The sequence below is a fragment of the Clostridium disporicum genome (assembly GCF_001405015.1).
Classification (GTDB): Bacteria; Bacillota; Clostridia; order Clostridiales; family Clostridiaceae; genus Clostridium; species Clostridium disporicum_B.
Genome location: NZ_CYZX01000006.1, coordinates 41,278 through 55,237, shown reverse-complemented (window position 1 = coordinate 55,237; position 13,960 = coordinate 41,278). Strand labels below are relative to the sequence as shown.

At 30.1% G+C, this 13,960-nt stretch carries 14 protein-coding genes and 4 tRNA genes; 8 read left to right on the top strand and 10 right to left on the bottom strand.

Features of this window, described 5'->3' with window-relative positions; translation table 11 throughout:
- Positions 1-190 precede the first annotated feature (190 nt).
- The 4 genes from ARA56_RS05255 (at position 191) to ARA56_RS17015 (ending at position 3,609) form a co-directional block, all read left to right on the top strand.
- Positions 191-1,105 carry an ABC transporter ATP-binding protein gene (locus ARA56_RS05255; protein WP_055264607.1) on the top strand — a complete coding sequence of 305 codons (915 nt, stop codon included), beginning with the start codon at positions 191-193 and terminating at the stop codon, positions 1,103-1,105.
- On the top strand, positions 1,105-2,394 hold the full coding sequence (locus tag ARA56_RS05250; RefSeq protein ID WP_055264606.1) for an ABC transporter permease: 1,290 nt from the start codon (positions 1,105-1,107) through the stop codon (positions 2,392-2,394). Before ARA56_RS05255 ends, ARA56_RS05250 begins: the two co-directional genes overlap by 1 nt.
- A 198-nt stretch (positions 2,395-2,592) precedes the next feature.
- A complete protein-coding gene (locus ARA56_RS05245; protein ID WP_055264605.1) occupies positions 2,593-3,432 on the top strand; it encodes a hypothetical protein in 840 nt (279 codons plus the stop codon).
- A gap of 42 nt (positions 3,433-3,474) precedes the next feature.
- Positions 3,475-3,609 carry a hypothetical protein gene (locus ARA56_RS17015; protein WP_278336511.1) on the top strand — a complete coding sequence of 45 codons (135 nt, stop codon included), beginning with the start codon at positions 3,475-3,477 and terminating at the stop codon, positions 3,607-3,609.
- A gap of 92 nt (positions 3,610-3,701) precedes the next feature.
- On the opposite strand, the gene ARA56_RS05240 is transcribed toward ARA56_RS17015, so the two are convergent.
- Positions 3,702-5,465, bottom strand: a complete 1,764-nt coding sequence (locus ARA56_RS05240) for an aminopeptidase P family protein (protein WP_055264604.1) — start codon at positions 5,463-5,465, stop codon at positions 3,702-3,704.
- Positions 5,466-5,694: 229 nt separating this feature from the next.
- On the opposite strand from ARA56_RS05240, the gene ARA56_RS05235 reads away from it, so the two are divergent.
- Together ARA56_RS05235 and ARA56_RS16390 are read left to right on the top strand one after the other, a co-directional pair.
- Complete coding sequence (locus ARA56_RS05235; protein ID WP_055264603.1) at positions 5,695-6,813, top strand: lysylphosphatidylglycerol synthase domain-containing protein; 1,119 nt, start codon at positions 5,695-5,697, stop codon at positions 6,811-6,813.
- Positions 6,814-7,001: 188 nt separating this feature from the next.
- Positions 7,002-7,181 (top strand): hypothetical protein, encoded by a 180-nt coding sequence (locus ARA56_RS16390; protein WP_148315744.1) that lies wholly within the window; start codon positions 7,002-7,004, stop codon positions 7,179-7,181.
- A 220-nt stretch (positions 7,182-7,401) separates the two neighbouring features.
- On the opposite strand, the gene ARA56_RS05230 is transcribed toward ARA56_RS16390, so the two are convergent.
- The 5 genes from ARA56_RS05230 to zupT all read right to left on the bottom strand — a co-directional run bounded on the left by ARA56_RS05230 (position 7,402) and on the right by zupT (position 8,680).
- Positions 7,402-7,475 (bottom strand) — tRNA-Gly (locus ARA56_RS05230).
- 6 nt (positions 7,476-7,481) lie between these two features.
- A tRNA-Val gene (locus tag ARA56_RS05225) sits at positions 7,482-7,557 on the bottom strand.
- 4 nt (positions 7,558-7,561) lie between these two features.
- Positions 7,562-7,637: transfer RNA gene (locus tag ARA56_RS05220), tRNA-Lys, on the bottom strand.
- Between the two features lie 4 nt (positions 7,638-7,641).
- Positions 7,642-7,718 (bottom strand) — tRNA-Arg (locus tag ARA56_RS05215).
- Between the two features lie 155 nt (positions 7,719-7,873).
- The gene (gene zupT / locus ARA56_RS05210) at positions 7,874-8,680 is read right to left on the bottom strand and encodes a zinc transporter ZupT (protein ID WP_055264602.1); all 807 of its coding nucleotides are present in this window, start codon (positions 8,678-8,680) and stop codon (positions 7,874-7,876) included.
- 194 nt (positions 8,681-8,874) lie between these two features.
- Here zupT and ARA56_RS16780 point away from each other — a divergent pair, with 194 nt between their 5' ends.
- The gene (locus ARA56_RS16780) at positions 8,875-9,015 is read left to right on the top strand and encodes a hypothetical protein (protein WP_172675745.1); all 141 of its coding nucleotides are present in this window, start codon (positions 8,875-8,877) and stop codon (positions 9,013-9,015) included.
- A gap of 70 nt (positions 9,016-9,085) precedes the next feature.
- Here ARA56_RS16780 and ARA56_RS05205 read toward each other — a convergent pair whose 3' ends face one another.
- The 3 genes from ARA56_RS05205 to ARA56_RS05195 all read right to left on the bottom strand — a co-directional run bounded on the left by ARA56_RS05205 (position 9,086) and on the right by ARA56_RS05195 (position 11,241).
- Positions 9,086-10,126: a hypothetical protein gene (locus ARA56_RS05205; protein WP_055264601.1), complete on the bottom strand. Its 1,041-nt coding sequence runs from the start codon at positions 10,124-10,126 to the stop codon at positions 9,086-9,088.
- Between the two features lie 205 nt (positions 10,127-10,331).
- Positions 10,332-10,835 (bottom strand): GNAT family N-acetyltransferase, encoded by a 504-nt coding sequence (locus tag ARA56_RS05200; protein WP_055264600.1) that lies wholly within the window; start codon positions 10,833-10,835, stop codon positions 10,332-10,334.
- A gap of 58 nt (positions 10,836-10,893) precedes the next feature.
- Complete coding sequence (locus tag ARA56_RS05195; RefSeq protein WP_055264599.1) at positions 10,894-11,241, bottom strand: hypothetical protein; 348 nt, start codon at positions 11,239-11,241, stop codon at positions 10,894-10,896.
- Positions 11,242-11,439: 198 nt separating this feature from the next.
- Here ARA56_RS05195 and ARA56_RS05190 point away from each other — a divergent pair, with 198 nt between their 5' ends.
- Entirely contained in the window at positions 11,440-11,760 is a 321-nt protein-coding gene (locus ARA56_RS05190) for a hypothetical protein (RefSeq protein WP_172675744.1), read from the top strand.
- Between the two features lie 196 nt (positions 11,761-11,956).
- On the opposite strand, the gene ARA56_RS05185 is transcribed toward ARA56_RS05190, so the two are convergent.
- Positions 11,957-13,942 carry an ABC transporter ATP-binding protein gene (locus ARA56_RS05185; RefSeq protein ID WP_172675747.1) on the bottom strand — a complete coding sequence of 662 codons (1,986 nt, stop codon included), beginning with the start codon at positions 13,940-13,942 and terminating at the stop codon, positions 11,957-11,959.
- Positions 13,943-13,960 lie beyond the last annotated feature (18 nt).

The following is a 13,960-nucleotide window of genomic DNA, read 5'->3' as shown; positions in this document are numbered from 1 at the left end:
TGATTTTTTTTGTTCATTTATCAAACTTAATCTTTTCTTAATTTAATTTTTTGTATTTATTTGGTAAAATAATTGTAACAAAATTTTCTAAAATATATTGCAAATAGTATTTAATACCATTATAATAGGTTATAATTTACTATATTATATTTTAAATTAAAACATTATAAAATGTTTCAGGGGGTTAATAATGAAACTAGAAGTAAAAGAACTACGAAAAACTTTTGAAGAGAATGAAGTTCTTCACGGAATTTCATTTTCAGTAGAAAGTGGAAAAGCACTAGGACTCTTAGGAAGAAATGGAGCAGGTAAAACTACCACTATACGTATTTTAATGGATGTATTTAAAGCAAACTCTGGTGAAATACTTATGGATGGTAGAAACTTCAACCCAAAAGATTTTCAAATTGGTTATCTGCCAGAAGAAAGAGGCCTATATCCAAAGAAAAAAGTTATGGAACAAATAGTGTACCTTGCTACTTTACGTGGCATGACTAAGAAGGAAGCAAAGGAAAGTACTCGAAAATGGCTTAATAGACTTGGGGTTTCTGAATATGAAAATAGAAAGCTTGAAACCTTATCTAAAGGTAATCAGCAAAAGGTTCAACTTGCTCAGACTCTTGTATGTAATCCAGACATAGTAATATTAGACGAGCCATTTAGCGGTCTTGACCCTGTTAATTCTCAAATTCTTAAGGATGTTGTAAATGAGCTTATTGCAGAAAATAAACTTGTAATATTCTCAAGCCACCAAATGAGCTATGTTGAAGAATTCTGTGATGAGATTGCTATTATCAATAAAGGAGAAATTGTTTTAAGTGGTAATCTAAAAAATATTAAAAAGGATTTTGGTAAAAACAGACTTATATTAAGTGCTAATAATATGTCTTTAGAAGAGCTTAGCAATTTTGCTGCTGAAAACTTTGCTGACATAGTTAAAGTATATGAAACTAAGAAAAGCTTTATAGTACTTGAATTATGTGATGGCAAGAGTAAAAATGACCTACTTGAAAAAATACTAACTACTGATATAGATATTGAAAAATTTGCAGAATATGAGCCTACATTAACAGACATATTCGTATTAAAGGCAGGTGATGAATAATGAAAAAATTTCTTAATGTTTTAAGCTTTGAATTAACTAACTACTTTAAAAATAAAGGTTATATGATAACAACTATACTTATTTCTGCAATATTAATTATTGGATTATCACTGCCTTCTTTATTTGATTTATCAGGCCTTATACCTGGACTTTCTAAAAATAATGCTACTGTAGAAGAAAACCAAGGTGGAGATTCAGGTGTTATTGACTCAGATAGTGATGAGGAAAATGTTAATTACGTAATATTTGATAAAAGCGGACTTATAGCTGATGATAACTTTGAGCTTATTAAAAGCTACTTCCCTAATGCAAATTTTGAAAAAGTAACTAGTGAAGAGGATGCTGAAAAACTTGTTAAAGATGGTTCTGCAAAAGCTGGTTTCGTTGTAGAAAGCGCAGTTAAATATTATTACTTAGTTGAAAACTCAAACTTTGCTGACATGAGCCAAATGACTTTCCACTCTGCTCTTGCTGCTATAAATCGTAAAGAGTATGCAGAAAAGGAAGGTATAGATTACCTTGAACTTGAAACAATAGTTAATCTGCCAATAACATCAGAAACTACTGTTTTAGGTAAAGATGGTGCAGGAAACTTTGGATATGTTTATATCCTTGTATTTGTAATTTATATGATGACAATTCTTTATGGTCAGCTTGTAGCAGTTTCTGTTACATCAGAAAAAAGCTCTAGAGCTATTGAAGTATTAGTTACAAGCACAAGTACTACTAGCCTTATATTAGGTAAAGTAATTGCAGCAACACTTGCTAGTGTTATACAAGTTGGAGTAATGTTATCAGCAGGGGTTGTAACTTATGCTATAAATAGAGATGCTTGGAACGGTATGCTAGATGGCGTGCTTAAGATGCCTAGCGATATCCTACTTGCATTTGCATTCTTCGGCGGAGTTGGTTACCTATTCTACTGCTTTATCTTTGGTGCTTTAGGTGCTTTAGTTTCTAAAACAGAAGATATAAGCTCAAGTATCGGATCTATTACTATGATATTTGTTATAGTATTCTTTATAAGTATGTTCGGAATGATGGGTAATGCTGACAGCTTAATCGTAAAAATAGCTTCCTTCGTTCCATTTAGTTCATCTATGACTATGCTTATACGTATAGCTATGGGTACTGTATCTACTATAGAAATAATAATTTCATTTGTTATATTAGTATTATCTACTATAACAGTTGCATGGGGAGCAATTAAAATCTACAGACTTGCAACTTTAAGATACGGAAACCCAATCAAATTAAAGAATGCCTTAAAGTGGCTAAAGAAGAAATAATATTATCTAAAGACTAGCTTAATTATAGCGTTATAATGATTTTTACTCATTATAGCGCTATTTTTATATCCAATACCCAAAATATAGAATTTACAGTGCAACATATTGGATAATTATGTTAATATAATATTAACTACTAAGTTCATATTTGTATTATTTTATGTATTAAAATATAACATCAAAAAAGGGGGAGAATGTATGAACAACAATCTAAAGTTTATCCTAAAAGCAACAGGTATACATATTCTAACTTATATTTTATGCGGAATAATATTTTCTGTAGTATTTAATTATAATAGTTTATTTACTATGGATGGAGTAAATGGATTTATGAGAGAGGTTGGAGGTTTAAGTACCTTATTAGGACCTTTAGTGCAAGTTATTCGAGGAATATTATTTGGAGCAGTATTACTATTATTTAAAGATACCTTTATTGGTAAAAAATATGGTTGGTTAAAATTATGGGCTATATTAAGTATAATAGGAATAATAAACACACCGGGGCCTGCGCCATTTTCAATAGAAGGTATAGTGTATACTAAGTTGCCATTAGAGTTTCATTTAAAAGGAGCACCAGAAATCCTTATTCAAACATTATTATTTTCATATCTATTAGCAAAACCATCTAAAAAGAAAAAGATAAAATTAATAGAAGAGAACAAACATGAATTTGTTTCTACAATAGTTTGTATGGTGTTATTCTCATTATCTGGGATAGTATTAGCATTAATTAGAGGGATAAGTATTGAGTCTTCAATAGGTGATATAGGTGCTTTCGGAGTTATGTTTATAGCCGTAATATCTACATTTTTTATTTCAAAATATTATCCTAAAATGAAGAGTAAATTTAAAGACATCATAGTAATAGCTAGTTTATATTTTTTATTAGCAATTTTACCATACCTATATAATTTAATAACCAACTCTCCATTTAATACATGGTTAACTTTATTAGTAAATATAATACCAACAGGAGTACTTTGGTTTATTATAAAGTCAAATTATAAAATCAATAAGCAATTTAATAAGCAATGTTAAACTTAAGTTCATTAAATTTATAAACTAAAAGGGGGAGATTTTATGGAGCCATTAGTACCAGTAATCTTTTTGGGGTATTTTAATATTGCTTTGTATTTAGCTATTGCAGGTTTAGGCATATACATTTTAATACTTATAATAAAAGCTTTTAAAATTTATATTAAGAAAAATTCTTAATTTAATTATCAATAATCAATTTATTGAGCCAAGGGAAAGAAAAAGTTCTACCTTCAATGGTAGAACTTTTTTATAATTAGTATTACTTTTTATTATATCTCTCTAGTTATTTCCTTTAAGAATGCTTTTTCTTCATCATTTAAAAATGGTGCTAATTTTATATAAACTGTTTCGTGATAATTATTAAGCCAATTTATCTCATCCTTAGTAAGCATATCTTTGATAACAGCTCCTAAATCTATTGGACAGTATGATATTGTTTTAAAGCTATAAAAATCTCCAAACTCATTGGCTTCATCTTTAATTACTACTAATGTATTTTCAATTCTTATTCCATGCTTCCCTTCCTTGTAAACTCCAGGTTCATTAGTTAATATCATTCCTGGTTCAAGGACTACTGTATTTCCTGAAGGTCTGATTCCTTGTGGTCCTTCGTGTACACTAAGGAAGAATCCTACCCCATGGCCTGTTCCGCACTTATAATCTATTCCATGTTTCCATAGTGCTGCCCTAGCTAAAATATCTAAATGCATCCCTGTTGTGCCTTTTAAGAATTTAGCCATACTTAAGTCTATATGACCTTTTAGCACTAATGTATAATCTATCTTTTCCTCTTCTGTTAAGTCTCCCATAACAAAAGTTCTTGTTATATCTGTAGTTCCATCTAAGTATTGTCCACCTGAATCTACAAGGAATAATCCTTCTTCTTTTATTTCATAATCACTTTCCTCATTGGCTGAGTAATGCATCATAGCTGCATGGTCTTTATATCCAGCTATAGTTCCAAAGCTGTCTCCTTTTGCATTTATTCCTTCTGCTCTAAGGTTAGATAATTTTTCAGTAGCACTTAGTTCTGTAACCTCTATTTTACCTACACTCTCTTTTAGCCATTTTATGAATCTAACCATAGCAACACCATCTCTAACCTGACAGTTATCTAAGCTTGCTAGCTCTACGTAATTTTTTATAGCTTTTAATTCTGTAGTTATATTTGTTCCTTCTATTACTTTAACCTCTTTAGAAATAGCATTATATATCTCTGCATTTGTCTTTAATAAGTCAATAAATACTGATGTTTTTATATTTCTAACATCTTCGAATATATCGTCATAATTCTTAATCTTCACACCTTCATAATTTAAATTACGGATTATTTCATCTGTAACCTTTTTCTTATCAATATATAATGTAGCTGCATCTTGAGATATTAAAGCATAAGCTAGAGCAACAGGATTAAACTTCACATCATTTCCTCTTATGTTAAAAGTCCATGCTATATCATCAAGAGATGATAAAATAAAGTTATCAGCTTTTAACTCAGACATCCTCTTTCTTATTCTTAATATTTTTTCTCTTGCACTTTCCCCACTGAACATTACATTATGTAAAAATATCTTCTCCTTAGGTAATTCTGGTCTGTCATTCCATACATGATTTAATAAATCATGTTCTAAGTTTATTTTAAAATTATTCTCTTCTGCTATCTCTAATAACTTCTTATATGCACTTGCTGCATAACAATTTCCGCAAATACCTAAAGTTTCATTTTCTTTAACATTTTCCTTGATATATTCTTCTAAAGTAGGATATCCCGCTGTGGCAATCTTCATTAATTCTATTCCTGAACCTTTAAGTTCATTTTCAGCTTGAATAAAGTATCTACCATCTGTCCATAATTTAGCCTTATCAGAAGATACTAAAAGAGTTCCAGCTGAACCTGTAAATCCTGAAATATAAGCTCTTCCCTTATAATAATCTGCTACATACTCACTTTGATGTGGATCATTACTAGTTATAATATAATGATCTATATTATTATTTTTCATAATGGTTCTTAATTTATTAACTATTTTCATATATATCTCCTTATCACATATCTCTAAAAACTTTTATATTACTAAGTGTAACAAAAATGTGAATATAAAGAAATATAGAATTATATTTATCTTTTATTGCTCATATTGTAATCAATTTTGCTATTACATTTAACTACTAATTTTAAATTTTTTGTTAACTTTTCTTTAATGGTATGGTATTATTATGAATAAAAACATAATTTTATGTTATTTACAAGGAGGGGATATTGTGAAAATAAAATCATCTTACAAAAAGATATTTCAAATTTTACTAATATCTATAATTTTATTTATAGCTTTAAAAGAATTCTATTCAATGTTAACAACAATTGATATGAACTTATTTTATATTTATGCAGACGAGTTAACTCTTAGTAAATTATTAATAGTTTTAGTTCTAGGCTTAATTTCCTACCTACCATTATCTTTTTATGATTTATTATTAAGAAAACGAGTGAATATAAATCTTAAGTTAACTCAACTATACAAATACTCGTGGATTGCCAGCTCTATAGCCAATGTCGTTGGTCTTGGTGGTAGTACAGCTTTAATACTTAAGAGTCATTTTTACTCAAAATATACTGATGATAAAAAGAAGCTTACAAAAATATTATCAAAGATAGTACTATTTAACCTTAGCGGCTTTGCTATGGTATGTTTTGTTTTTTCTATTTCAAATATATTAAAAGGTAACTTTTCAGGTTTTACAAATATTGCGGCTTTTATAATATCGCTTTATATTCCAGTTGTTTTAACTATATTAATTCGTAAATACTTAAAAACAAAGGATTCTGGCGAATTCTTATTTTCAATTAATATATGTTTAATATCTGTCTCTGAATGGATAACTACCATTATACTTATATACGGGTTAATGTTTATACTTAATATATCTATCAATCCTTTAGATTTCTTATCAGTTTATGTATCAGCAATTATAGTTGCTGTGATTAGTATGACTCCTGGCGGTATAGGAACATTTGATTTAGCTTTATTACTTGGACTTGGTAATTATGGTGTTCCTTCAGAACAAGTACTTTTATTAATACTTCTATATAGAATAAGCTATTATTTGATACCTATGTTAATTGGAATGATTCTGTATAGCTTTGAATTATGTAGAGATTTAAGCTCAAAAGTAAGAACTCTATTAAAAGATATGTTAGCTGTATCTTCTCACTTTATTTTATTATTAATACTTTTACTTATACCTATATGGATATTGATGCCTATCATAAAAGTATCAATAATCCCTACTAAGATTATCTATTTATTTAATAAAGTTGTTCAAAAATTACTAAACCTTGGCTTAAAGCTACCTATAATAAGCTTAAGTAAAGCTGTATAAATTGTGGACTAGCTTTAAATTAAGAACTGTTTATTACAATATTAAGTTTATACCAACACCAAATGTTAAATATCAGTTTTATTATTCTTTAATCATACATAATAAATAATAATTTTACTTTATTAGACAACATAAGTTGATCTCTTGAATAGTATATATTGTAAAAACAAATGATAGGAGATGACGTTATGTATAACAGAGGTTGTTGTAATTATGGACGTAATAACTGTTGCGGTGGTTGTGGCAATAGATGTGGTGGCTGGGGTAATAACTGCTACGGCTGTGGTGGCTGGGGTAACGGCTTCGGTTGCGGTTTCGGTGGCGGTTGGGGTTTAATCCCACTAATACTTTTATTTGGGTTCTGGTAATATAATGCTTAGCTTTTTATAGAAATGCTTCTTTCTATAAAATAAATATTTAGCTCTATAAAAAATTTAATAATAACTTAACTAAATTAATCTGTCCTTATTAGGATAAAAAAAGCCTTAGGCATTGAGTTATAAAACTTGTGCCTAAGGTTTTTTCTTCGTTTATACAAATAATATTTAAAATAAAAAAAGATAACTGAATTCACAGTTACCTTTTATTTGGAGCGGGTAGTGGGAATCGAACCCACCTTTCCAGCTTGGAAGGCTGGAGTATTACCGATATACGATACCCGCAAATTATGGTGGAAACAACAGGGATCGAACCTGTGACCCTCTGCTTGTAAGGCAGATGCTCTCCCAGCTGAGCTATGCTTCCCAGTTGGTGACTCACCGGGGAATCGAACCCCGGACACCTTGATTAAAAGTCAAGTGCTCTACCGACTGAGCTAGTGAATCACAGTGGTGCGTGTTAAGAGATTCGAACTCCTGGCCCACGCCTTAGAAGGGCGTTGCTCTATCCAGCTGAGCTAAACACGCATCATAACTATTTGTACTTTTCCTAAGCACAAATAGTATAATATATTATTTTAGCCAAATGGTCAATACCTATTTTAAATGTAATTTTTACCATTAACTATTTTATTATGACTCAATCAAAAATAATATGGCAATTACACTAACTCAATATATAATTAAAAAAGCAATAAGCTTATTGCCATAACTGCCATACCAGCTACCATTCCATATATAGATAAATGATGTTCCCCATACTCTCTAGCTGCTGGTAATAATTCATCTAAAGATATAAATATCATTATTCCTGCAACCATTGAAAATACAATTCCAAGAACTCCCTCACTCATAAATGGTCGTAAAAGTGTATATCCAATAATTGCTCCTAAAGGCTCAGTTAATCCAGAAGCAAAAGAATATACAAAAGCTTTTTTTCTACTTCCTGTAGCATAAAATATTGGTACTGATACTGCAATTCCTTCTGGAATATTATGAATGGCTATTGCAAATGCTATAGGAATAGCTATTGTAGTATCTTGCATTGCAGACATAAAATTTGCAATTCCCTCTGGAAAATTATGCAGTGCTAATGCAACTGCTGTAAATAATCCCATTCTCATTAAGTTTGACCTGCTTGTATTACAACTTTCAGAATTTTTATCCATATCTTCAACTTTCTTTATTTCATGAGGATTTTCTGGTGAAGGTATTATCTTATCTATTATACCTATAAGTAACATTCCTCCAAAAAAAGCTAATACGGTAATCCATTTTCCTAGTGTATCTCCATAAAAACTTACTAATGAAATTCTAGCATCTTGATATATCTCAACCAACGATACATAAATCATTACTCCTCCAGAGAATCCTAATGAAATTGCTAAAAATTTATTATTAGTTTTCTTCGTAAGTAAAGCAATTAAACTTCCTATACCAGTAGACAATCCTGCAAGTAAAGTCAAACCAAAAGCAAATATTACTCCCATACCTATTATGCTCCTTTTTTTCATCTAATGATATTGTAATTCAATTACTATTATTTGTAAATAATTTCCTTTTAATAAATTTTTATATTACTCTTTTTTAAAATTATTTATTATTTCAATAATATTCTATTTGATAATAGTTATTATTAAATATATAATATTATTAAATATTTTTACTGAAAGGATTTATATATATGGAAACAAAAGAATTAAAAGATAAAAAAGAAACTGTTGAGATTCAAGCACCTCAAAAAATTAAATACCAATGCCTACATACAGAAGAGGCAAAAGAATGTACTTGTATTAGAAGTAAAGGATTAGTTCTAAAAAAATAGATTCATTCAATAAATACAAAAATGAGGATGTAATTTTAACATCCTCATTTTTTAAATACATTTTTAATTGCTATTGAGCTGATTTTGCAGCTTGGATTACTCCATTGATGTATCCAGCAGTATCTGCAAGAGTTGCTCCTGTTACAGCATCTGTAACTTCTTCGTTTGTTTTAGCAGTAACTTCTTCTAATTCTGATACTGTCTTTCCATCAACGAATTCTTGGATAGCATTTAAGTTATCAGCAAACTTAACAGTTGATCCTGCTTTTTCAGCCATAGTTGCTGAGTATGCATCACTGTTTTGACGTTTTGAAGCTAAAACTTTTCCTTCAACTACGTTATCTGCTAATCCTTCAGTGCTGTTTGCAACACCTGTAGTTCCATCAGCAGCCATGAATTGGTATTCATCTATGTATGATAAAACAACCTTATCATTGTCAGTTAATGCTGAAACTACTGCAAAAGCTTTTGTTCCGTGAGCTGCTGCGTAAACTTGAGATAATTTTAAATCTTCAAGGTTTCCAGCAAATTCTACACCTGTAGTTCCTTCTGCTTGCTTAGCAGCTTCTAATACAGCTTTGATGTATCCTGCAGTATCTGCAAGAGTTGCTCCTGTTACAGCATCTGTAACTTCTTCTGCTGACTTATTGTTAACTAAGTCTTCTAATTCAGAAATCTTCTTACCTTTTACGAAGTCTTGGATAGCTACAAGGTTGTCTGTGTACTTAACAGTTGACCCTGCTTTTTCAGCTAGAGATGCTGAGTATGTTTCATTGTTTTCACGCTTTGAAGCTAAAACTTTACCTTCAGCTATGTTGTCAGCCATACCTTCGCTGTTTACAATTCCAGTTGCTGAATCAGCACTCATGTATTGGAATTCATCGATGTATGCATCAACAATTTCATCTCCGTTAACTACTGCAGTAACCATAGCAAATGCTTTTGTTCCGTGAGCAGCAAAGTTAGTTTGTCCAATTTTTAATGTTACTTTTTCTGCTGATGCTTCTTGTTGAGTATTGTTTCCTCCATTAGAAGTAGCACTTTGACATCCTACCATTCCAACTACTAAAGCAGCAGCTAAACATAATCCAATTATCTTTTTTGCTTTCATCTGTAAACCCCCTAAAATAAATTAAATTATATTTTATATCTACATGTTAATTATAAGTTTGTAATTCTTCCTAGTCAAGAATAATTATTAGTTAACAATTCCTTTCCAATTCTTCTATATTTTTGTTAAATAATCTTTATTTTCAATTTATTATATTAAATAGAAAAGGCTTGTTTCTATGGTATAAAAACAAACCTTTTATTAACTATAAAATTTTCTCAAAAGCTACTCTCTTGCTTCCATCTTCTAAATAAATCACTCCACAATACTGAAAACCATTTTTCTTAAGCATCTTCTGCATAGAAAGATTATCTTCATGTGTATCAGCCTTTATACTGTGTACATCTTCCTTAGCAGAAAGCTCCTCAACTTGCTTTATAATTTCACGTGCTACTCCTAATCCTTTATAATTATTATCAACTGCTATTCTATGAATAGTTGCATATTTACCATTGTTAATCCAGCTTCCTTCATAAATAGAATTATATGTAGGTTCACCATTAAAAGAAAGTGCTGTTGTAGCAATGATATTATTATCCTTTACTAAAACATAACTCTCACCATTCTCTATATCATTATGTATTGTATCAGCGTTAGGATAATTATTCTGCCATTGATCAATTCCCTCTAATTTAAAGTATTCTTGTGCTTGTTTGATAATATTCATTATACTATTTATATCATTTATATCTGATTTTCTTAATATCATTTTTATTCTCCTTTGTTTCATCTATATAATAATTTAATGTTTCTCAATTTTCACTACTTTATAATCCTAAAATCCAGAAATAGTCCTCACCTTTGTTCCCTTTATTAATCCAGCTTCTTACCTTTTCAAAAAATTCTTCTATAGAAATATTTTCATTATTCTCTTCCCTGCAAAGCCTCTCAATTTCATTCCACTGATATATTCTAACCTTTTGAGGTCCATAATACGCATATTCAGGAAATACCTTATCAAAATATGGACTTAGTATCTTAATTCCATCTTCATCATCATTAAAATACAATGAATCCTCTGACCAATGCCTTTCAGGATAAGAATGAGCATATGCTATTTCATAAGTATCTCCACCTGTTACCATCTCTTTAGTAAACACCTTTAATTCTGACATAACTTCTCCTTATATAATAGTTTAATATACTTACTTCAATATTTTATAATTATTCTTATTTCTCTATCAATTTATATTATAACACTCTCCTCAGTGGTTATCTTTTTTAACTAAGACTTTTAAAAAATTTTTTAACATCTAACTATTATCTTTCAGTGTATTTTTATAAATTTTAAGTATACTAATTATGGAAAGGAGTTGATTAAAATCAAAAAATTTATATTTACTTTGTTAGTTGCACTTTCCATTTTTACAACAACTGCATATGCAGAGCCTAAAACTAAAATACTTAAAGAAGGTATCTATAAACAGGAAACTTTCAAGAGTATTAATGCTGATTTTAGAAACATTTCTTCAACTACTATGACTGTAATAGTACTCGTCCCAGGCGAATATTTAAGATTATATACTGACTTAAGGACTAATGCTGTAACATCTACTAAACTAATAGGTAAAGATGATGTTATTATTGTTATTGGTAATGGAGAAGTAGTTTTTGAGTATGATACTTTAGAATAATGCTTTTATGAATCTACTTATGATATCTAGAAAGCTTTTAATAAATTTGGACTATTAAAAAATGTCTATTTTTATTATAAAATTAAATGCCATCATATTAAAATTTATCCTTTAATAAATACATAGAAAAAGTGCAACCTCATAAAGAGATTGCACTAAACTTTACTTTATATTAGCTTTTCACCTATTAAAGGCATTAAGCATATTTCTCTTCTTTATCAGAAGTTTTTTCTACAACTGATTCATCTGTATCAACATCAAGTTCTGCTTTACCAGTATATAATTGATAGTATCTACCCTTTTCTTCTAATAAAGAGTCGTGGTTTCCTCTTTCAATTATTTCACCTTGTTCAAGAACCATTATTGCCTTAGAGTTCCTAATAGTTGAAAGTCTGTGTGCTATAACAAATACAGTTCTTCCTTCCATTAACTTATCCATACCTTCTGCAATAAGCTTTTCTGTTCTTGTATCTATTGAACTTGTAGCTTCGTCCATTATAAGAACTGGTGGGTTTGCAACCGCTGCTCTAGCTATTGCAAGTAATTGTCTTTGACCTTGAGATAAACCTTCTCCGTCACCAGTTATAACTGTGTCATATCCGTGTGGTAAATGCTTGATGAAAGTATGAGCATTTGCAAGCTTAGCTGCAGCCTTAACTTCTTCATCTGTAGCCTTTAAGTTACCGTATCTTATATTGTCTGCAATAGTTCCTGTGAATAGATGTGTATCTTGAAGAACTATTCCAAGAGATCTTCTTAAATCATCCTTCTTGATGTCCTTAACGTCTATTCCATCATAAGTAATAGTTCCTGAATTAATTTCATAGAATCTATTTATTAAGTTAGTTATTGTTGTCTTACCAGCACCAGTTGATCCTACGAAGGCAATCTTTTGACCTGGTTTTGCAAATAGGCTGATGTTCTTTAATACTGTCTTTTCTTCATTGTATCCAAAGACTACGTCCTTAAATCTAACATCTCCAGTAAGTTCTCTAAGCTCAAATCCGTCAACTATAGTAGTTCTATAAATTCCTGCTAAGTTTCCATCAATATCAGCTGCAACTTCATTAACTGGAATCTTCCATGCCCAGTGACCTGTATATTCTTCAGTTTCTTCTAAGTTTCCATTAGCATCAATTCTTACTCTAGCTAAAGTAACTTGCCCATTATCAACTTCAACTTCTTCATCTAAAGCTGCAAATATTCTTTCAGCACCAGCAAGAGCTGCTAAAATCATATTTACTTGTTGTGAAACTTGAGCTATTGGGTTAGATACCTGCTTTGTATATTGAAGATAAGATACAAGTGAACCTATATCAAACATTCCTGCAATAGTAAGTAATCCACCTGCACAGCAAGTAACCGCATAATTTATATGAGAAAGGTTACCAAGCATAGGCATCATAAATCCAGCAAAAGTTTGAGCTCCTGTTGAAGCTTTTCTTAACTCTTCATTATGCTTCTTAAAGTCTTCAATAGCTTTGTCTTCATGACAGAATACCTTAATAACCTTTTGTCCTTCTATCATTTCTTCAACATAACCATTTAATTTACCTATATTCTTTTGTTGTAATCCAAAGTAATATCCACTCTTTGACCCAACCTTCTTAACTAAGAACATCATTAAAGCTAAGAATGAAACTGTTATTATGCACATTACAGGACTTAAAACTATCATCATTATAATAGTTCCTATAAAAGTAAGTCCTGAAGCTAAAATATTAGTAAAACTGTTATTTAAAGCTTCATTTACACTATCAATATCGTTAGTATAAAGACTCATTAAGTCTCCATGAGTATTTCTATCGAAATATTTAAGTGGAAGATCTTGCATCTTATTAAATAAGTCTCTTCTTATTTCACTTACAGTCTTTTGTGATATATGAACCATAATTCTTGCATATCCATAAGCTGCACATGCACCAAGTAAGAAAATACTTCCTAGTAATACAAGCATCTTAGCAAGTCCTGTAAAATCACCTGGTAATATATAATTATTAACTAATGGCTTTAAGAAATATGAACCTGATACCATAGCAACAGAGTTTAGAACTACAAGAACCATTACTAAAAATAATAATCCCTTATGCTTACCTACATATTTTAATAAAGTTTTTATGGTCTTTTTCATATTCTTTGGCTTTGGACCACCTGGTCCTCTTTTACCACCTGGTCCCATCATTCCTGGACCGCCTTTAGG